The 20,817-nt window shown below is 44.3% G+C and carries 20 protein-coding genes; 7 read left to right on the top strand and 13 right to left on the bottom strand.

Going from position 1 to position 20,817, the window contains the following annotated elements; genetic code table 11:
* Window positions 1-7 precede the first annotated feature (7 nt).
* Both ACR64G_RS03170 and dapE read left to right on the top strand, forming a co-directional pair.
* Window positions 8-790, top strand: coding sequence for a 2OG-Fe(II) oxygenase (locus ACR64G_RS03170; protein ID WP_435980087.1), 783 nt, complete (start codon window positions 8-10; stop codon window positions 788-790).
* A 90-nt stretch (window positions 791-880) separates the two neighbouring features.
* Window positions 881-2,092, top strand: coding sequence for a succinyl-diaminopimelate desuccinylase (dapE, locus tag ACR64G_RS03165; protein ID WP_435980086.1), 1,212 nt, complete (start codon window positions 881-883; stop codon window positions 2,090-2,092).
* 135 nt (window positions 2,093-2,227) lie between these two features.
* Here dapE and ACR64G_RS03160 read toward each other — a convergent pair whose 3' ends face one another.
* From ACR64G_RS03160 to ACR64G_RS03135, 6 genes are all read right to left on the bottom strand, one after another.
* Complete coding sequence (locus tag ACR64G_RS03160) at window positions 2,228-2,791, bottom strand: GyrI-like domain-containing protein (protein ID WP_435980085.1); 564 nt, start codon at window positions 2,789-2,791, stop codon at window positions 2,228-2,230.
* Between the two features lie 72 nt (window positions 2,792-2,863).
* On the bottom strand, window positions 2,864-3,073 hold the full coding sequence (iscX, locus tag ACR64G_RS03155; RefSeq protein WP_021812734.1) for a Fe-S cluster assembly protein IscX: 210 nt from the start codon (window positions 3,071-3,073) through the stop codon (window positions 2,864-2,866).
* Between the two features lie 121 nt (window positions 3,074-3,194).
* A complete protein-coding gene (locus tag ACR64G_RS03150; RefSeq protein ID WP_435980084.1) occupies window positions 3,195-3,734 on the bottom strand; it encodes an acyl-CoA thioesterase in 540 nt (179 codons plus the stop codon).
* Between the two features lie 109 nt (window positions 3,735-3,843).
* Complete coding sequence (locus tag ACR64G_RS03145; protein WP_435980627.1) at window positions 3,844-5,226, bottom strand: NAD(P)(+) transhydrogenase (Re/Si-specific) subunit beta; 1,383 nt, start codon at window positions 5,224-5,226, stop codon at window positions 3,844-3,846.
* Between the two features lie 14 nt (window positions 5,227-5,240).
* Window positions 5,241-5,585 carry a proton-translocating transhydrogenase family protein gene (locus ACR64G_RS03140; RefSeq protein ID WP_435980626.1) on the bottom strand — a complete coding sequence of 115 codons (345 nt, stop codon included), beginning with the start codon at window positions 5,583-5,585 and terminating at the stop codon, window positions 5,241-5,243.
* Between the two features lie 101 nt (window positions 5,586-5,686).
* On the bottom strand, window positions 5,687-6,844 hold the full coding sequence (locus ACR64G_RS03135) for a Re/Si-specific NAD(P)(+) transhydrogenase subunit alpha (protein WP_435980083.1): 1,158 nt from the start codon (window positions 6,842-6,844) through the stop codon (window positions 5,687-5,689).
* 423 nt (window positions 6,845-7,267) lie between these two features.
* Between ACR64G_RS03135 and yaaA the strand changes: the two genes are divergently transcribed.
* Window positions 7,268-8,068: a peroxide stress protein YaaA gene (yaaA, locus tag ACR64G_RS03130; protein ID WP_435980082.1), complete on the top strand. Its 801-nt coding sequence runs from the start codon at window positions 7,268-7,270 to the stop codon at window positions 8,066-8,068.
* Between the two features lie 207 nt (window positions 8,069-8,275).
* On the opposite strand, the gene groL is transcribed toward yaaA, so the two are convergent.
* Together groL and ACR64G_RS03120 are read right to left on the bottom strand one after the other, a co-directional pair.
* The gene (gene groL / locus ACR64G_RS03125; RefSeq protein WP_435980081.1) at window positions 8,276-9,928 is read right to left on the bottom strand and encodes a chaperonin GroEL; all 1,653 of its coding nucleotides are present in this window, start codon (window positions 9,926-9,928) and stop codon (window positions 8,276-8,278) included.
* 46 nt (window positions 9,929-9,974) lie between these two features.
* On the bottom strand, window positions 9,975-10,268 hold the full coding sequence (locus tag ACR64G_RS03120; protein WP_435980080.1) for a co-chaperone GroES: 294 nt from the start codon (window positions 10,266-10,268) through the stop codon (window positions 9,975-9,977).
* A gap of 424 nt (window positions 10,269-10,692) precedes the next feature.
* Here ACR64G_RS03120 and ACR64G_RS03115 point away from each other — a divergent pair, with 424 nt between their 5' ends.
* The gene (locus ACR64G_RS03115; protein ID WP_435980079.1) at window positions 10,693-11,436 is read left to right on the top strand and encodes a DUF3108 domain-containing protein; all 744 of its coding nucleotides are present in this window, start codon (window positions 10,693-10,695) and stop codon (window positions 11,434-11,436) included.
* A 91-nt stretch (window positions 11,437-11,527) separates the two neighbouring features.
* Here the strand turns inward: ACR64G_RS03115 and ACR64G_RS03110 are convergent, their stop codons facing one another.
* A complete protein-coding gene (locus ACR64G_RS03110; protein WP_435980078.1) occupies window positions 11,528-12,004 on the bottom strand; it encodes a hypothetical protein in 477 nt (158 codons plus the stop codon).
* Window positions 12,005-12,092: 88 nt separating this feature from the next.
* Window positions 12,093-12,710: an NAD(P)H:quinone oxidoreductase gene (gene wrbA, locus ACR64G_RS03105; RefSeq protein ID WP_435980077.1), complete on the bottom strand. Its 618-nt coding sequence runs from the start codon at window positions 12,708-12,710 to the stop codon at window positions 12,093-12,095.
* Between the two features lie 213 nt (window positions 12,711-12,923).
* On the opposite strand from wrbA, the gene ACR64G_RS03100 reads away from it, so the two are divergent.
* The 3 genes from ACR64G_RS03100 to ACR64G_RS03090 all read left to right on the top strand — a co-directional run bounded on the left by ACR64G_RS03100 (window position 12,924) and on the right by ACR64G_RS03090 (window position 17,538).
* Window positions 12,924-14,510 carry a YihY family inner membrane protein gene (locus ACR64G_RS03100; protein ID WP_435980076.1) on the top strand — a complete coding sequence of 529 codons (1,587 nt, stop codon included), beginning with the start codon at window positions 12,924-12,926 and terminating at the stop codon, window positions 14,508-14,510.
* Between the two features lie 68 nt (window positions 14,511-14,578).
* On the top strand, window positions 14,579-16,189 hold the full coding sequence (locus tag ACR64G_RS03095; RefSeq protein WP_435980075.1) for a DUF2254 domain-containing protein: 1,611 nt from the start codon (window positions 14,579-14,581) through the stop codon (window positions 16,187-16,189).
* 92 nt (window positions 16,190-16,281) lie between these two features.
* On the top strand, window positions 16,282-17,538 hold the full coding sequence (locus ACR64G_RS03090; RefSeq protein WP_435980074.1) for a cation:proton antiporter: 1,257 nt from the start codon (window positions 16,282-16,284) through the stop codon (window positions 17,536-17,538).
* 155 nt (window positions 17,539-17,693) lie between these two features.
* On the opposite strand, the gene ACR64G_RS03085 is transcribed toward ACR64G_RS03090, so the two are convergent.
* The 3 genes from ACR64G_RS03085 to ACR64G_RS03075 form a co-directional block, all read right to left on the bottom strand.
* A complete protein-coding gene (locus tag ACR64G_RS03085) occupies window positions 17,694-18,209 on the bottom strand; it encodes a DUF2127 domain-containing protein (protein WP_435980073.1) in 516 nt (171 codons plus the stop codon).
* On the bottom strand, window positions 18,202-19,383 hold the full coding sequence (locus tag ACR64G_RS03080; RefSeq protein WP_435980625.1) for a dihydroorotase: 1,182 nt from the start codon (window positions 19,381-19,383) through the stop codon (window positions 18,202-18,204). The genes ACR64G_RS03085 and ACR64G_RS03080 overlap by 8 nt, the downstream gene beginning before the upstream one ends.
* Before the next feature lie 106 nt (window positions 19,384-19,489).
* Window positions 19,490-20,563 (bottom strand): aspartate carbamoyltransferase catalytic subunit, encoded by a 1,074-nt coding sequence (locus tag ACR64G_RS03075; RefSeq protein WP_435980072.1) that lies wholly within the window; start codon window positions 20,561-20,563, stop codon window positions 19,490-19,492.
* Window positions 20,564-20,817: the final 254 nt, after the last annotated feature.

Genomic DNA, 20,817 nt, shown 5'->3' with positions numbered 1-20,817 from the left:
ATAAAAAATGACAACGATTAGCAGTAGTATTGAAGTAATAGATGCTGATCTAAAGCAGCTGCGCATTAACGAGCGTATAGCAGCCGATAATTTGTCTCTACTACCGCATCAGTCAGATATCAATTACACTAGCAATGAAGCTCATAGTGTTGATCAGAAGCAAAATGCGTTGTTATCGTCTCACTTTCATGTCGATTGGGAACATAGGCTTACTGATGATGAGCTAGATAAGCTTAGCTTTGAGGGTTTTATTATCATTGATAAGATATTTGAAGATAGAGCCCTACTCGCCCTACAAGCAGAAAGTGGCTTTATCGATTATCGGGATGCGCATCTGGCGGCGGGGGTACGCTTGAGTCATATACGCGGGGATAAAATCCGCTGGATTAATAAAGACTTCTATGCAGGATTTTACTACCTACAAAGCATCAATGAGTTAGCTGGCGTCTTAAACCGTACCTTGTATACCGGTATTCGTCATAGCGAGGCGCATTATGCCTGCTACCCTATTGGTTTTGGCTATCAGTGGCACAGTGATAATCCTACGGGACGCGATGAGCGGGTGCTATCAGCGGTATTTTATCTCAATGACAACTGGGAGAAGGATGATGGCGGCGCATTAGAGATCGTTGATCATCACGGCGTCCATAATGTAATTTTGCCAGTAGCTAATCGCTTAATTATCTTTCATAGCGATTTGCGTCATCAAGTACAAACCGCTTATCGCCAGCGCTATTCTATCGCGACTTGGATGCGCCGTGACACGCTAGTTCCGTTCGTTAGTGTCTGAGGTTTTTATCCAAATAATCCTTATTACACCGCAATTTTGCCTATCTCATTTTTGTAACTCAAGTCACTTTATAATTTAAAAGGTTCATTCATGTCTGACTCTACCATTCAAACCCATCAACAAGCGACCCTAAATCTTAGTATCACTCTACTTGAACGCCCTTCGGTCACCCCAGATGATGACGGTTGCCAAGACATACTATCTGAGCGTCTGCAACAGGCAGGGTTCGATTGCGAATTTATGTATTTCGGCGATCGCGATCAAAGCGGCGAGCATGCCGAGGTCAAAAACTTATGGGCGCGCCGTGGTACGACTGATCCTGTTATTTGCTTAGCTGGTCACACCGATGTGGTGCCAACTGGTGATGTCAATAATTGGACGTATCCGCCCTTTACCCCGACTATCGCAGATGGCTATCTATGGGCGCGCGGCGCAGCTGACATGAAAACGGGCATCGCCGCCTTTACTATTGCCGCTGAGCGTTTCGTCGCTAACCATCCTCAGCATAAAGGCTCTATCGCTTTTTTGATTACCTCAGATGAAGAAGGGCCATCTATCAATGGAACAGTCAAAGTGATTGAAACCTTAGAAGCGCGTCAAGAAAAAATCACCTATTGCCTCGTCGGTGAGCCTTCTAGTACCGATACGTTAGGTGATATTATCAAAAACGGTCGCCGCGGCTCGTTAGGTGCAGAGCTTAGAGTTACAGGTAAGCAAGGTCATGTGGCTTATCCGCATCTAGCATCTAATCCTATTCATGCCGCCATGGCAGCATTAGCTGAATTGACTGCGGCTGAGTGGGATAAAGGTAATGATTATTTCCCTGCGACCTCCTTGCAGATCTCCAATATCAATAGTGGTACAGGCGCGACCAACGTCATTCCAGAAACTCTTGATGCGGTCTTTAACTTTCGCTTTTCTACTGAAACGACTGAAGATGAGTTAAAAGAAAAGACGCATGCTATCTTTGATAAGCACTTTGAAGACACACATTTTACTGACAGCAAAGCGAGTTATGATATCCATTGGAAGTTATCTGGCAATCCCTTTTTAACCCCTGAAGGTAAATTAGTATCCGCTTGCCAAAACGCGATTAAATCAGTTACGGGTACAGAGACGACATTATCTACTTCTGGCGGCACATCCGACGGACGTTTTATCGCGCCGACTGGTGCACAAGTGGTTGAGCTGGGCGTGCGTAATGCGACTATTCATCAAGTCGATGAAAAAGTAGAGGTTGATGATTTGGGAAGACTTGCGCAAATTTATGAAGGGATATTAGAGAATTTGTTGTTGGATTAAAATAGGTTAATTTAGAATACAAAAAAAGCGCCACTTACAAGATAAGCGGCGCTTTTTTTTGGCTCAATCAGTGGGTTGCGATTGCGCTAACCACACCATACAACTGATTAAAAGATTGAGTAAAACTTTAAAACCCTACTCAATCCCAATATACAGATCCAATTGCCCATACTCCAAGTTGCCACCGATATAATGCTCAAAATCGACCTTATAAGTGCGAGTATGCTCGCAATTTGGGTTATGGAAGTACTCCCAAGCCTTCTCCCACGCGTTCATCACGGTGTTAGGCATTCTACCTTCTTCGGTAAATACTAGATACTTGCCTTCAGGGATTGTGATGGTGACCACATCGCTACCATGAGCGGCGCTAAGAATATTCTCAGGACTTAGAACGTTATTGTCTTTGCTATTATCTTCGTGGCTATTCTCATTGTCATCCTCTCTCTTTACAGGCTCGCTCTTTACCTCCCAACTGGCGACCACATCAAATGCACCAACTAGATCCTCGCTCTCGTAGTTGTGATAAACCCCATAAATATCTTCGTTATCGCTAAGATGGCTGACATGGTTTTGGTAAAACTTTTGCCATAATCGACCTAATTTGGCAGTATCGTGACTGATTTCAGCATTGTTAGTGGTACGAGCACTTATGCCTTTACAAGCAATAGCTTCAGATAACTCTTTGATTTGTGAACTCATAATACGGCCTATTATATTTATTGAATTGAAACATTTTTTAATGAATGCACTGCTTGTACTCTATAAGTCGATCTAGTCTGCTTCATCGATCCAATTCATTTGAATGGCTTCTAAGATGCCTTCGTTAGATTTTTGTGGATCATCATCGAAGCCTTCTAATTCAGTTACCCAACGATGTAGATCGGTAAAGCGGATATATTGTGGATCCGTCTCAGGGAACTTCTCATAGAGCTCAATCGCGATATCTAAGCTGTCTGTCCATTTAAGTTTTTGCGGGGTCATAGTGATTCCTTATTTATTATAAAACTAAGTGGCCTCATCCTATCAAAGTTTATCGTCTACTGTATAGATAAGCATTAAAAGGCTGCATTCTTATGCAAGTCTTACACAGTAGCAATATTTTTCAAAGACCTTTAGGCATTGATTTGACCGCCACTTGATGTTTATTCCATGAGGTAATAACATCAGTGAACTGCTCCCCTTGCATGTCTAATATGGCTGGCGTTTGCTGACCTTGTGTACTTACCAGCACAAACTTAGTCATTCCAACGGCCATGAGTTGATCTTTTACAAAGAATTGGTGTTCAAAATACACATACTTCTGATCCCAACCTGCCAAAGTACTTTTTAAAGTCATTTTGTCCAAAAACTTGATTTGCTTTAGGTAGATAATCTCCTGCATAGCGATAATCCACTCTGGAGTTTTGATACCTTTTTGATGACAGCAAGTCCTTAACCACTTAGTGACATTGAGCTCAATAAACGATAAGAAGCGATAATTGGGCAGATGATCACGAAACCCTAAGTCATGCGGTAATACTCGGTAGTGACGTACGACTGGTATTTTTAGTCTCTCTTCACTGAGATTCTGTCTCACTGGCTGTTGCTTGAGCTGCTGTCTGAGTAAGCTAGTCATAATAAAAAAACGTAGCAACATGTTCATAAATAACTCTCTTTTACTGTCTGGATAATAAGTCTGTCTAAATGCGGGCAACCTTAACGCAAAAAAAGCCACTTGAGTGACTTTTTTGGAAGGTTAAACGTCTTAGGAATTAATGACCAGCACCATTGATACTACGAACCATCTCTTCAACCATTTTCTTGGCATCACCAAAGATCATCATAGTTTTGTCCATATAGAACAAGCTATTATCTAAGCCTGCATAACCAGTATTCATCGAACGTTTGATGACCATAACGGTTTGCGCTTTGGTGACCTCTAATATTGGCATACCAAAGATAGGCGACGTTGGATCATCTTTGGCAGACGGGTTAACCACGTCATTGGCACCAATAACGAGTACCACATCAGTACTGGCAAAGTCTGAGTTGATCTCGTCCATCTCCATGATGTCATCATAAGGTACGTCAGCTTCTGCTAATAAGACGTTCATGTGACCTGGCATACGACCAGCGACGGGATGAATCGCAAAACGGACGTTAACGCCTTCTTCTTTGAGTAACTCATATAGCTCTTTGACCGCATTCTGTGCACGGCCTTGCGCCATGCCATAGCCCGGTACGATAATCACGTCGCTAGCATTCGCCATCAAGAACCCAGCGTCTTCTGCTGAGCCTGACTTGTATTTTTTTGGCGCGCTATCATCATCGCCCGCTGCGACTGCTGTGGTTCCCATACCGCCGAACAAGACATTAAGCAGTGAGCGGTTCATAGCTTTACACATAATGTAAGATAAAATCGCACCTGATGACCCGACGAGCGAGCCTGCGATGATAAGCATTGAGTTGCCAAGGGTAAAACCAATACCCGCAGCAGCCCAACCAGAGAATGAGTTCAAAAGCGACACAACGACTGGCATGTCACCGCCGCCAATAGGTGCAATCCACATCCAACCAAAGACGATAGCAAGGACAGTCATCGCATAAAAGGCAGGTAAGGAGTCGGTCATAAAGTAGACCGCACCAAAACCTACCATAGCGATGAATAATATTGCTTGGACTGGTTTTACCCAGCCACCAACCAGAGTCTTAGCCCAGCTCTTAGCCGCCAATTTACCAAAGGCAAAGAATGACGCTGAAAAGGTAATCGCCCCGATAAAGCAACCGATGAATAGCTCTAGACGCGTAATTGTACTGTAAGCTTCTTCCGTGTGTAGTACCGTAGCTAGAGCAATGGCCACCGCTGCTAGGCCGACGAATGAATGCATTAAAGCAACGGTTTCTGGCATTTGCGTCATGGCAACCGTTCTGGCTTTCCATAGACCCACTACTGCGCCTAACACCATGGCACCAACGATCATCCAAAGGATAGGACCTTCAGCTAAGAAAAAAGTAGTCACTACAGCGATAGCCATCGCCGCCATACCCATACGATTACCACGAATCGCTGTCTTTGGGCTAGATAGACCACGTAAAGTCAAAACAAACAAGATAGCACCGATAAGATAAAACCAATCTGCATTGGCAGCGATCATAGCTGAGAAGTTACTCATACGTTACCCCCACTCTCAGTCGTATCTGTTGTCACGACCACTTTTTTGGGTTTAGGTTTGAACATTGAGAGCATACGCTCAGTAACTGCAAAACCACCAAAAATATTTACGCTGGCCAAAAATACAGCAAAAGCGCCCAATATACTAGTTGCGGTAAATACAGAACCGTCGATAGTAACCGTCTGTAGCATAGCGCCAACGATAACGATACTCGACAGCGCGTTAGTCACTGCCATAAGCGGCGTATGTAGCGCAGGGGTAACGCCCCAAACGACGTAATAGCCAACAAAAATAGCAAGTACAAATACGGTAAAAATCGCTACAAATGGTGTGCTAGCCATTGCCGCACCTGCTGGCGCTGCGGCTAAAATAGTGGCAATCATCTTATCCTCCTAAAATTTATTCATTACTGGTAAACACACTGTTGTATGACAGGCGAGACTTAGCGCTTAGCAAGACGAACTTGACCGTCGTGTGTGACTGCTAGAGCACCCTGAATCTCATCTTCCATATCTAAGTGTAGTGCCAGTGCTTGAGATGACACATCATCTGTAGCTGGTTCTTTGATTAGCGTCGCTATAAAATTAACTAAGTTATTTGCGTATAGATCTGACGACTGCGCTGCCAGTTCCGAGGGGATATTAGCCGCTCCGACAATACGTACGCCGTTGTCCGTCGTAATGGTTTGATCAGGGACGCTGCCCTCAACATTACCGCCAGTGCCCGCTGCCATATCGATGAGCACCGAACCTGCTTTCATTTTATCGAGCGTGGTCTTGTGCACCAAACGCGGCGCTTGACGACCCGGTATCTGCGCGGTCGTGATGACGATATCAGCACCGCTTAGCGCTTTGTCAACGACTGCCGCTTGATCCGTCATATACTGCTCTGATGGTGTCCACGCATAGCCACCTGTTGATTTGGCTTTTTGTGCTTCTTCTTCACTCATCGGTACATCTAACCATTTACCGCCCAAGGACTCCACTTGCTCGCGAGCACTCGGACGCAAATCACTAGCCTCGACGACCGCACCTAAACGCTTGGCAGTCGCAATCGCCTGCAAGCCTGCTACACCAACGCCTAAGATGACCACTTTAGCAGGTTTGACTGTGCCTGCAGAGGTCATAAACATCGGGAATGGACGTGAGTATTCGTTCGCTGCCATGAGTACTGCTTTGTACCCTGCAAGGTTAGCCTGTGAGGACAACACATCCATGTTCTGTGCGCGAGATAGGGTACGCGGCAATAGCTCCATAGCGTAGACCGTTGCACCTTTGGCCGCGTAAGCGTCAAGCTGAGTATTGCGATAAGGATCGAGCATACCGACGACAATCTGACCAGTCGTCAAGTTGTCTATCATCGCTGCCGGTAGATCGTTGACAGTGGTGATGATACGCGAGTCACTCATGACGTCCGCGCTACTGGCTGCAATCGTGGCACCAGCGGCTTGATAGCTCTCATCAGAATAATAAGAAGCAATACCAGCACCAGACTGAATAATGACCTCAAACCCAAGCTTACGCAGTTTTTTGACCGCGTCTGGGGTTATTGCTACGCGGCTCTCATGCGAGGCATCTGCACTAATTACACCGATTTTCATACCATCTCCTGACATCTCAATACCTGACCAACCTATCCGCATGGAGCTTTGTTTGCCATACGCATGGTGCAAAAAATCTTTGATCAACACTCATTATTGAAATAAAGCGCTCATCAAAGATTATCAATCTATTAAATGATACTTTAGTTATCATTTCTTTTTATTATAAAGACATCATTGTCTATTTATCATTGATTAATGATGACTCATAAGTAAATAAAAAGTTAGCAAATATAGCCATCACTATAACTTTTATTATTACATGCACTCCAATACCAATCAACACAGATTTTGACGACAATATATAACACATTTAAACACACTCAAAGCACTCATGTTAAAATGTTCTATTTAGTGTTCAAAGCTTGCTACAGATTTTGATCAATCAAACGTCTATAGCGTTTTTAAAATAAGGGAATTGTAATGTACTTTGTCCTCTCTCCTGCCAAATCCTTGAACGAAACCGATGCTATTCCCATCAACCTTGGCAATTATTACAGTCAGCCTGCGCTCATCGTGCAAGCGCAAACTCTGATGAAAACGCTGAAGGCAAAAGAGCCGATCGACTTGCAAGAGTTGATGACTATCTCAGATGACTTGGCACAACTAAATGCCAAACGTAATCAAGCGTGGCAATGGGACATAGACAAGCCGTTTGACGATAACAACGCCAAACCAGCAGGTTATTTGTTTGACGGTGACGTCTATACAGGCCTTGATATGTACAGCATGGATAAAGACACTGTCATCTATGTCAATAAATGTTTAGGTATTTTATCCGGCTTATACGGCGTTATAAAGCCACTCGATTTGATTCAGCCCTACAGACTTGAGATGGGTACTAAACTCAAAAATGAGCAAGGTAATAATCTGTATGAGTTCTGGAGTGAGCAGATTACCGATACGATCAATAAGCAGATGGCAGATAGCGATGACAAAGTGTTAGTCAATTTGGCCTCTAATGAATACTTTAAGGCGGTGAAGAAAAAGGCGCTTGATGCCACTATTATAGCCCCAAGATTTGAGGATAAAAAAAACGGTCAATATAAAGTCATTAGCTTTTATGCCAAAAAAGCGCGCGGACTCATGGTGAAATACGCGGCGGATAATAAACTAACCAAAGCTGAGCAATTAAAGAAATTTGATTTAGCAGGCTATTATTATGTTGATGAGTTGTCTGATGATACTACTTGGACGTTTAGACGCGATGAGGCGGATTCGTAGTACGCTTTATCTGTTAGATAAGCACGCATAAAAAACCCCGATAAGCTATAGCCTATCGGGGTTTTGTTTTACTGGCTTTAACAAGCGTTTATGACAAAGTCATACTTGTAGCGAAAAGTGATTTATCGAGAAGGACGCGCGAAAATAGTACTTATTGTACATTGAGCGCGTCTGACAAAGAGAAATCGCTTTGTAGCAAAAGTAGAATTACATCATGCCGCCCATTCCACCCATGCCGCCCATTCCACCAGCGCCGCCGCCCATGCCGGCCATACCGTCATCACCTTGTGGCAAGTCAGTGATCATGACTTCAGTTGTGAGCATGAGACCTGCAACGGATGCTGCATTCTCTAGTGCTGAACGCGCCACTTTGGCAGGGTCAAGGATACCCATCTCTAACATATCGCCGTAGACGCCAGTTGCCGCGTTATAGCCGTAGTTACCGCTACCACTCTTGACTTCGTTGACCACAACAGAGGCTTCTTCACCTGAGTTGGTAACGATTTGACGTAGTGGTGCTTCCATCGCGCGACGTAGGATGTTGATACCTGCATCCTGATCGTCATTGTCGCCGCGTAGCTCAGAGAGAGCATTTAGTGCACGAACGAGTGCCACACCGCCGCCTGGAACAACGCCTTCTTCGACCGCTGCACGAGTAGCATGCAAAGCATCATCAACGCGGTCTTTTTTCTCTTTCATTTCAGTTTCAGTCGCCGCGCCGACTTTGATAACGGCAACGCCGCCAGCAAGTTTTGCCATGCGCTCTTGTAGCTTTTCTTTGTCGTAGTCAGACGTTGATTCTTCGACTTGGCGTTTGATAGATTCGACGCGATTTTCGATGTCGGCTTTGTTACCAGCGCCATCAACGATAACCGTGTTTTCTTTACCGACAGTGACTTTCTTAGCCGTACCCAACTGCTCTAGGGTAGCCGTCTCTAGGCTTAGACCAATCTCTTCAGAGATGACTGTACCGCCTGTCAAAGTTGCGATGTCTTCTAGCATCGCTTTGCGACGATCACCAAAACCTGGTGCTTTTACCGCGCAAGTCTTCAAACCGCCGCGCATGTTGTTGACCACTAGAGTTGCAAGTGCTTCGTTTTCAACGTCTTCTGCGATAATAAGTAGCGGTTTACTCTGTTGCATGACTTGCTCAAGTAAAGGCACGATCTCACGGATATTACCGATTTTCTTATCCACTAATAAGATATATGGATTTTCAAATTCAGCCGTCAAGCTATCTTGCTTATTGGCAAAATACGGGCTGATATAACCACGATCAAACTGCATACCTTCGACGACTTCTAACGTATCTTCAAAGCTTGAGCCTTCCTCAACGGTGATGACGCCTTGCTTACCCACTTTTTCCATCGCCTGGGCGATCAGCTCACCGATCTTGGTGTCTGAGTTGGCTGAGATTGAACCGACCTGAGCGATAGCTTTTGAATCGTCAGCTGGGGTAGATAACTCATGAATTTGCTCAACGGCTGCACGTACGGCTTTATCGATACCGCGTTTGAGATCCATAGGGTTCATGCCAGCAGCCACTGATTTCATGCCTTCTTGCAAGATAGATTGAGCCAATACGGTAGCCGTAGTCGTACCATCACCAGCGACATCATTGGTGCGGCTCGCCACTTCACGCACGAGTTGAGCGCCCATGTTTTCGAACTTGTTTTCAAGCTCGATCTCTTTTGCGACCGAAACACCATCTTTGGTGATAGTCGGTGCGCCGAATGATTTGTCGATAACCACGTTACGACCTTTAGGGCCTAAAGTGACTTTTACTGCGTTTGCTAGAACGTTTACGCCGTCCATCATCTGTTTACGGGCATCTATGCCGAACTTGACGTCTTTTGCCATGTTAAATTACTCCAATAGTTAATAGTTGTTTTAAAAATATCGAGGATTAAGCTTCAATAATGCCTAATACGTCTGACTCTTTCATGATAAGTAGCTCTTCACCGTCAACTTTGACCGTTTGACCGGCGTACTGACCGAACAATACTTTGTCGCCTGCTTTTACATCAAGCGCGCGGGTCTCACCGTTGTCACGAACCAAACCGTTACCTGTGGCTAGCACCTCGCCTTGTGACGGCTTTTCTTGTGCTGAACCAGGTAATAAGATACCGCCAGCCGTTTTTGTTTCTTCTTCTATACGGCGGACAACAATACGGTCGTGTAAAGGACGAATATTCATCATTAAGTCTCCAAAAGTGGGTTGCGTAAAATGTGTTTGATTTAATGGTCTCACCAGCACTAACTATTAAATAAATACGCTCAAATTTATTGAGACTAAGGTATTAAAGATAAGCTGTGAGCTTGTTTCAAAAAATGGGGGCGTGATGAGGTGGGTTCAAGTGTAAACTTAAAAATATTTATAAGGCGCGTAGTTGTCGAAGACAGTAATGACTATAACCCCGCAAGCTTGCTCACAGTGTGTTACTCAGTACAGAGACTCAAGGCTTTGCGGCAACATTAGCTACAAGCGCTCAACCCATAACGCGCTAGCGCTCCTTGAAAATGTAACAAGATATGACCATCATAATGGTTGTGATAAGCAAGAGTATATAAACAATAGCTATAAAATAGTCAAAATATCTGACAAACTTATTAAGGATACATTCATGACGTCATTATTAACCCATAACATAAAACGCGGTAAAAACAGACTGGCGACTTGGTTCACTACAGGTGTCAGTATCGCTGCGATCGGAGCTATAAGTATGACTGCCCCAACCCTTGCTAATGCAAAAAGTATAGAGCCCTCAAGCGCGAACTACAGCTTTACGGTAGAAGATAAATATAAAGGCACAGCAACTCGTACTTTGAGTCAATCAGGTAATATTTGGAATTATAAGGTTAAAGCTCGCGTAGCAGGTATCGCTAGTGCCTCCCAAAGTAGCGCCTTTACTATTACAGGTAATAACGTCAGCCCAACCAAGGCTAGCACGACCTACAAACTGCTAGGCATTGGGCGCACGCACAAACTTGATTTTAATTCAGCGAGCAAAAAGGTCACAAGCAACTATAAAGGCAAAACGACGACCATGAACATGGCGCAGCAAGCCTTTGATGATTTGAGCTTAGAGGTGCAAATTCGTCAAGATTTGCTCAATGGAAAATTCTCTGGCAACTACTATATGGCGAAGAAAAACAAAGTAGAGAAAACGCCGTTTAAAAAGTCAGGCAACACTAAAATCACCGTGCCAGCGGGTACTTTTGATACCGTGCGTGTTGACCGTATACATGATGATAATAGCCGCTCAACCAGCTTTTGGTTGGCCCCAAGTCTCGACTATCTACCCGTAAAAGTTAGCCAAATCAATGATGGCAAGAAAATGGATTTAGAATTGACTAAGCTGAACTAACTAAACCTAGTTAATTCAGTTTTAACGCTAAGACAAAAAAGCGGCGCTCTATATTTTAGAGCGCCGCTTTTTTATGACAGTATTTAAAAAACTAGTGCGCGCGCGGCTGCTTGACCACATTATTCATCGATGGCAGGCGCTTTAATAATAAAAATAACCACGTATTAATGAAGAATAGTAAGACAAAATCGATAAGATAAACCACGATTTCAGCCCAGCTGCTGCCATAAATACGCGTAAAGAGCACAACCCCACTTGCTCCCAAGTATACTAAAGTCAGCATACTACCGATAAGGAGCATATAGGGCGAGCGTCCTTTTAGTATAAAGGGGGTGATAATAAATGCGGGAATAAGCCACAGCCCATACCAGGCGATACCGCCGATAATATCGGGACTGGCTGGATTAAAAACACTAATGAATACAGGTAGCGCAAGTAGGCGATAAACTAGCCACAGTAGCCACGTCACAACCAAACGCTGGCGCATAGGTGCTATAGGCTTGCTGAGCGTAGCAGACGGTACTTGAGCTGATGATGCTTTTGATAAGTCTTGAGAGGGGTTTGGCATGAGTCGAATGGCTTTCCTAATTTATCTTGCGAAGGCGATCATATAAAGTCACTGGTATGAAGTTAGCGGTATAAAGTTATGAGTGCGTTCAATGATCCCAGTTGGCTTGTGCTAGAGCTTTGGCACTAATTGCTACTCTACGGCCCAAAGCCACTGCCAGTTCGCGCTCATCGTCAGAGACGGGCTGATCGTGTGCACTACCGCTCACGTGACTAGCGCCATAAGGCGTGCCGCCGCGACTGGTTCGACCCAGCGCTGGCTCTGCATAAGGCAAACCGACGATCATCATACCGTGATGAATGAGCGGCAACATCATCGTAAGTAGCGTCGTCTCTTGGCCGCCATGCATCGACCCTGTCGCGGTGAATACGCAAGCAGGTTTGTTTTGTAGATTACCTGCCAGCCAGAGGGTCACCGTATTATCCCAAAAGTACTTCATAGGTGCGGCCATATTACCAAAGTGTGTAGGACTACCAAGCGCAAGACCCATGCAACCCTTTAGGTCATCCATCGTACAATATAGATCACCCTCATCTGGGATAGCAGGTTTGCTCACTGTCGTCTCAGGAGCTACTGTTGGCACTGTGCGAATACGCGCCGTCATGCCGGCGTCTTCGACACCTTGAGCGATAGAATAAGCCAGCGTTTTGGTCGTACCATGGCTAGAATAGTAAAGCACCAAAACATAAGGGGCAGTTTGACTCATGTGTGAGATATCCTATAAATATTATGGAGATAAATCTTTCTCACATTATGCCCCACTCTTGAGCGCACATGCAAACGAACTACTTTTATAGACCGTGCATTACTATCCTCACTCAAAAGCTACGGTTCAGCATTTTGACACAATTTATTGGCATATTTTGATAGCATAATTTTGTTACACTATTCTATCTTTTGTCTTTGCTGATGGGTATCTATGGAAAACTTAGTAAAAAAACTACCCTTTTTACAACAGCGCTGGTTTCAGTTCTTAAAGTTTTTGACACGGCACTTTTTTGAAGATGACTGTCAGCAAAAAGCTGCTTCTTTGACCTATACCACGATGCTATCAATAGTGCCGATATTAACCGTACTACTGATGATCTTGTCCTCTGTTCCCGCATTGGCCTCTGTTAGAGCGCAAATTTATGAGGTCATTTATAGTAACTTATTACCGCAATCAAGCCTACAGGTCAGCGAATACATCAATGACTTCGCTGAAAAATCAACCAACTTAACCGCTATTGGTATTGTGATTCTGTTCGTCACTACTATTATGACATTGACCACGATTGAGCGTGCTTTTAATCAGATTTGGCGCGTTACCGATCGCTCAGGCGGTATAAAAAGCATGCTGCGCTACTGGACAATCGTTACCATGGGTCCACTCGTCCTTGGAACGGCTTTTATCGCCTCAAGTACGGTACAGAGTTTGAGCTTTTTGAACCGTCAAATCGCAGGTTACGGCATTGATTGGTCTTTTTGGGTACAGATGGTTTCAATTGGCATCACTGTCGCAGGATTTGTAGGGATGTACTGGTTTATTCCAAAAGCGCGCGTGCCGTTCAAAAACGCGGCTATCGCCGGTATCATCGTGGCAATCGTTTTTGAATTACTCAAGCATATCTTTGGCACCGTGATGACCAATTTTACCAGTTATGAGGCGATCTATGGTGCGTTTGCTGCCCTACCGATATTTTTACTATGGATATATTTATCATGGAATCTGATTTTGTTAGGCGTTGAGATCAGCTACACGCTAACGATTTTTGAGACCAAAGAGGTCTACCCTCGTCATCCGCTACTTAGTTTACTAGATATGCTCAATGTGGTATACAGCCATTATCTAAAAGGTGAAGCCGTCAGTGAGCAAGATCTGCGAGATGTTCTGGGACGTAAAGAGCTGCCCAAATGGTATACCTATATCAATTATCTCAAAGACACTAACCTCATTACCACTACTGAGCATGATGAGTACGTTCTCAAAAGAGATTTGAGTAAAATGACCTTGTGGGATTTTTACCGCACTTTGCCTTATCCCTTACCGATCAAGGATGAATTGGATGAGATGAACCCTGATGACAGGCAACCTTGGTTAAGTTTGCTCGTAACGCGTTTTGAGACTACAGAGACCTGCGCGAAAGAGTATCTAAACTTACCTTTGAATTCCATATTTGCTCATAGTGAACCTCGTCACAAATCAGCTGCCACTAGTCCTATCAATGCCGCTAATAAAAACAGTCGCAACTCAAAAAAAGGTAGTGCAAATTTTGAGCCTGCAGCTTTTGACCAAGATGGCAGCGTAGTCTCAGATAACGCTTATAATGATGTCGTCATTCCAAAAGACGATTTTGTAGAGGATAGAGCAACGATGAGTAGGACGATGACAAACCGTCCTTTAAAGAAAAGCAGCTTTACAAATAGTAAGCGTATAAAAAATGATAGTACAAACGTAAATAGTAGAACAAAAGCAGACGATAGAAGCATTATCACTGAAGCTGACAACCCACAACGTGTTAAGTAAGGGTATTTATACTTTGCTATTTATCTAAGACCCTCTTGGTCGTTTTCTAAATTTTGGAGTTCACTGTAGTGCGTGAGAAGAAAAAAACCTTACTTGAGAAAACAAAAAAGTCGACTGTCGATAGTCTTCATAAATTTGCACAATTGTGGTCTTTACAGACGCTTACGGATCTACCTGATCGCATCAAGAACTTGTGGCAACAGCTGATTGGTTCTTACTGGTTTATTCCAACGGCTTGCGTACTCGCTGGAATACTATTAGCGCCGTTGTTTGTTACGATAGATGAGTATTTTGATCGTGAGACGATAAAGGATTTAGCTTTTGCCTTTACCGGTGATGCAGATGCAGCGCGCGCTATGATGACTGCTATTGCTGGTGCTGTATTGGGTGTTGCTGGAACGACATTTTCAATTACTATAGCCGTATTGTCTATGGCGTCATCGCAATTTGGTCCCAGATTACTACGTAATTTTTTGACAGATACGCCCAATCAGTTCGTTCTTGGCGCGTTCATTGGCACCTTTAGCTATAGTTTGCTAGTGCTCAAGTCCATTCATAAGTTCGATGTTGGTTTTGGCGTTCCGCAGTTATCGGTCACCTTTGCTATCATCATGGCTATTATCTGTGCGCTGCTTTTGGTTTACTTTGTACAGCACATGGTACACGCCATTCAAGCGTCACACGTTATTCAAGATGCGAGCAATGACGCGCTTGATAACATCAATCACTGGTATGACGATCATTGTGATATACAACATCATCATGATGTTTTACAAGAAGATATTAAGCAGTATCATACTTGGTCTTCAACTCCTATCTATGCTCCTGTCTCAGGCTACTTACAACAGATCTATTTTGAGTCTTTAATCACTCTAACGCAAGACTATGGCGGCGTCGTACAATTACATGCCAACCTTGGCGACTTTGTTACGGACAAAAACGTCATCGGCTATTTTTATCAGTGTCCGATAGATCATCCGAACGATTTTCAAAAGACCAAAACCTCCGATTTGGCAATTATGCCGCGTCATCCTGATGGTCTATTCTGGCAACGTTTTGCCACTTGTATCCGTATCGAGCCGCGGGCCGTGCACTCTAACGATATTGCCTATAGCTTAGGGCAAGTGACCGAGATCGCAGTTCGTGCTCTGTCACCCGGCATCAATGATCCCAAAACGGCGGTAAACTGCGTTCAATCCTTAACGATTTGTTTGAGTGTGATGATGCGCCGGCAACCACCAAGCCCTTACCATTTTTATGTGCCCCCGCACAACAAAGATGAGACTGAGATTGCCGCTAACAAGCCGCGGATCGCCACGCTTGCTGTCGTCACTCAAACCCCTAGAATAGCTGACTTTATAGACACCTCTTTAGGGGAGATCCGCCGTTATGCGGTGGCTGATTTGATGGTGCTAAAAGCCTTATGTCAAGCCATGACTGATCTGAATTATGCGCAGGTCAATAGCGCCCAGCAGCAAACGCTTTTGCACGAGATTGCACTCATTGAACGTGCAGGCATCGAGAACTTGAGCTATAGTGAGCTGGTCGATGACTTAGTCGCTATGTGCGGACAGGCCAAAAAGTTCGTTCGTGATGCTGATGCGCAGCACCAGCATTTTAGGTATCTGAGTAAATTTGCAGCTCATATTAATAAAGCTCTACAGATTCAATCGAGTTAAACGACTTTGTTGCCACAGATAAAAGCCTGCTTATAAGCGCAGGCTAAACCTAACGAACGTATTTGTTCCCTTTATATCATTTTGAGATTTTTATGGCATCAACCACTAGTCTATCCCTCCTTGAAGTCAGCGCCATCTTTTTGTCTGTTACTGCGGTATTGTCGTATATCAATCATCGATTTATTGGCCTGCCGACTACTATCGGCGTTATGGTCATCTCTATCTTATTGTCTATAATGGCAATATTTTTGGGTTTTTTAGGGTTTGATCAGCTGATTGATTATGAGATCAGCTTATTGAACCAGCTTGATTTTACCGAAGTATTACTTGATGGCATGTTGTCTATGCTGCTATTTGCAGCAGCGTTACATGTCAATATTGGTGATCTAAAACGCTATAAGCTGCCTATTGCTGTACTGGCAGGCTTAGGTACGGTGATATCAGCAGTGCTGATCGCAGTCGCGCTTTATTACATGCTACCGCTGTTTGGGTTTGGTTTGCCTCTGATCTGGTGTTTGTTATTTGGCGCGCTGATATCGCCTACTGACCCTATTGCGGTCATGGGTATCTTGTCATCAGCTGGCGCACCCAAGAGTTTGGAGACGGTTATCGCTGGCGAGTCGCTGTTCAACGACGGTCTTGGTGTGGTTATCTTTGTATTGCTGCTTGGGATATTGACCAGTGGTGATATTCCCACTGCCAACTATGTCGCTCATACCTTAGCAGTAGAAGCAGGCGGCGGTATTATCTTTGGTTTGGTACTTGGTGCTATCTTGTACTATATGATCAAAAGCATCGATAGCTATCAAGATGAGGTGCTACTTACTTTAGCTGGGGTCATAGGTGGTTATGCGCTAGCCAGCCACTGGCATTTATCAGGACCGCTAGCTATGGTAATGATGGGACTTATGGTGGGTAATCGCGGCCGCGCCTTAGCTATGAGTGATCAGACGCGCCACTATATTGATCTATTTTGGGAGCTGATTGATGAGATATTAAATGCGATTTTATTTGTTCTCATCGGTTTAGAAGTAGTCATGATCGCCTACTCAGGCAATCTATTTATCGCCGCAGGTTTGACTATTATTATCGCGCTCGTTGCTAGGTTTATCGTCGTCGGCCTGACGACCAAAACCCTCAATCGTCAGCTTGATCTGCCCTCAGGTGCTTGGAAGGTGCTGACATGGGGCGGACTGCGTGGCGGTATTTCGGTAGCTTTAGTGCTCCAGTTACCTGCAGGGGCCGAGCGTGATATTTTGCTTGCACTCACCTATGCGGTGGTAATATTCTCTATTCTAGTACAGGGATTGAGTGTAGGAAAAGTTGCTAAGTCGATCAGTCAGGTATAAATAGTAAGGTTGTAGCTAATTTATACTCGTCAAAAGCCAGTATCGCGCTATATTAAAATAATAGCGCGATACTGGCTTTTTTATTCTACTCAAGATAAGTTTTTTATTTATAATAGCGACTCGAAGCTTCATTACAACTACTTAAACCTTCGGTTTTATAACAGACCTTTCTTTTTCATACTACGATAAACCACGATTACAATGATGATATTAAGTAGTAATATTCCCAGCTTAAACCAGTCAAACGGGCTAACAATGAAGTAGTAAATCTCAACGGGAATAAACACGCCATAACCAATTACACTGAACCAATACGCCCATGTTTTATCTTGCCATAAGCCATACGCTTCGATAAAACGCAAACTAATATAAAAAACTATAAACAGTAAAAATAGCGTCCAATTTTGACTGGCGTTCTGTGCAATTTGTACCGCACTCTCAACTTGCGGCGCGAGTAACCCTCCAAAATAGCCCTGCCACGAGTCGTGAGCGTTGGCAAGCCACTTTTCAAAATCGCTATGCCATATCCACAACGCTCCTGCCCCAAGCATCGCCCCTACCCCTTTTACGATCTCATAAATCGCCACAGCCTTAATTGATTCGCTAGACTTGGAGTGAACCTCTGTCAAGGTGCTATTAATGACTTTGGGTAGATCTGACGTATTAGCCAAAGAACGTCTCCACTACGCGCCCTTGCAAATGCTGATTAAAGAATGGGGTATTCTTGCCATTAGAATGCATAGTTTGCGCGGTAACTTGCCACTTAAAATCAGGATCAATAAGCACGGCCCCGCCTATTTCTGCGTACTGTGTCTCGATGCCCGCAATTTTGGCAGGATTGAGACATATTTTGTTTACTAACTCTTTCAAACTAAGTACTTCATCACGCACCAGTTGACACGCTAGTGCCATAAAAGTATCGAAGTTTGAGATACCAGGCGTGCTCTCAGCGAAAGGAGCTTGTTTAGCAGTAGCATTTAGAGGCTCATGATGACTACAGATGGCATCGATAGTGCCATCTTTGAGTCCGCGTAATAGTGCCTGTTGATCGGTATTACTACGCAGCGGCGGTAGCACGTAGGCCTGAGCATTGAAGCCTTCTAGATTGTCATCGGTTAGATACAACTGATGCATAGCGACGTCACAAGTGACAGGCAGGCCTTTATCCTTTGCCCAGCGCATCAGCTCAACTGATGATTTACAGGATAGCTGACTAAAATGCGCAGCAATACCCGTCTCTTCTACCATCAGTAGCTGAGTTGATAATGCTACTGTCTCAGCGATCCAAGGAATGCCTTGCAAGCCATGATAAGAGGCAATATAACCTTCATGTGCCACACCTTCACCTGACAAGCTTGGCTCATCAGGATAAAAGAACACTTTCATACCAAAGGTTGCCGCATACTCCAGCGTCCGTAGTAGCACCAAATCATTTTTAAAAGGTCGGCGGGCATTTGAGACGGCGATACAATTACCCTTTTTTAGACCCGCGATGTTGGAGGGGTGCGTGCCCTCAAGCCCTGCTGTTAGCGCACCCAAAATATGTAAATAAATGCCGCCATCATCAAGTGCACGCTCACGCAATCCTTTAAGCAGTGAGCCATTCTCTAATATAGGGTTGGTATCAGGAGGTATGATGACATGCAAAAAACCATTAGCACGCGCAGCTTGCCCCTCTGATATTAGCGTACCATGTTGCTGCTGACCTGGCTCTCTTAGGCGTGCACACAAATCAACGAGCGGTGGTAGTAGCCACATTTCATGATCTATATTATTTTTATCTAAGTGATCATTTATGGTGCCTGAAAGTGTAGATACAAATGACTGGGGCAATAGGTTATGTATCAAATCATTATTGATTAAGGATGTAGACATGAGCATAGTTACCGTATTAAGGATTGAATAAGTAAAGTGATAACGTTAAATGGCGTCGAACAAGGCATGTAATGTATTATAATCCAGACGCTTGATAAGCGCGCTGTCCTTGCATAGCGAGTGACAATACTGCCATACGAATTGCCACGCCATTACTCACCTGCTCTAAGATTACTGACTGCGGACCATCTGCAACGCTTGAGGCAATCTCAATGCCGCGATTCATCGGTCCTGGATGCATGATCAAAGCATCAGGCTTGGCTCGCGCTACCCGCGCAGGCGTGATGCCATAATGTTTGTAGTACTCATTTGATGAGGATAATAACGGGGAGTCAATACGCTCATTTTGAATACGCAAACCCATGATCACATCGCAGTCACTGACGCATTGATCGATATCCTCATAGACTGTAACGCCAAAACGCTCAATACCTTTTGGTAACAAGGTACGCGGTGCGATCACGCGAATGTCCTTGACACCAAGTGTTTGAAGGGCGCTAATATCTGAGCGCGCTACTCGTGAGTGCTTGATATCACCAATAATGGCGACTGAAAGCTCCTCAAAAGGACGCGGTGCATTGCGATGAATGGTCAACATATCGAGCATCCCCTGAGTGGGATGAGCATGCCAGCCATCACCACCATTGATAATCGCAATATTAGGCGTGACTTCTGTCGCCATAAAGTGCGCCGCCCCTGATGCGGAGTGACGCACGACAAAGATATCGGCTGTCATCGCTTGCAAATTCCACAAGGTATCACGTAGGCTCTCGCCTTTTTTGGTACTAGAGCGGGCAATATCGATATTAAGGACGTTGGCTCCCAAGCGCTTCTCAGCCACCTCAAAAGTGGTACGAGTACGAGTTGAGGGCTCAAAAAACAAGTTCATCACCGTACAGCCTTCAAGCTCAGGCCTATTGACTAATAAGCCTTTGTCGTCAAAAAAGGTTTCCGCTTTAGTTATAATGGATTGGAGCTGCGCCTTGTTTAATCCTTCTACTCCCAAAAAGTGTCGAATACTACCATCAGCGTTGAGCTGAGGACGACTAAGCGATGTATTAAGTCGCTCATGAATAGTGCTCGGATCAAACTTAACGTAGTCAGATGGCGAGACTTTGTTAGTGGCATGGCTATCAGTAGCGTTTGGCATAGTGGCAAGTCTTCGTTGTTGGTTTAGGTCTTTGTTATTCGTTTAATCGACATTGTTAGCTAAAGCGCGCGTTAGCAGTTATTAGTATAAATTATAGATGATTACAAGCTGATATTGGCAAGCAAAGCAGTAGAAACGGCGACAATTTGATGCTTATTTGCTACACTTCGTTTTAAACTAAGTAGAACTTACTAGAGAGTCATAAACGTAAGGACAGCACTTCTGATAAATCTAGTGTAGCTGATTTTTTAGAC

The sequence above is a fragment of the Psychrobacter sp. DM4 genome, from assembly GCF_051307035.1.
Lineage (GTDB): Bacteria > Pseudomonadota > Gammaproteobacteria > Pseudomonadales > Moraxellaceae > Psychrobacter.
This window is presented reverse-complemented; position numbering and strand designations above follow the sequence as displayed.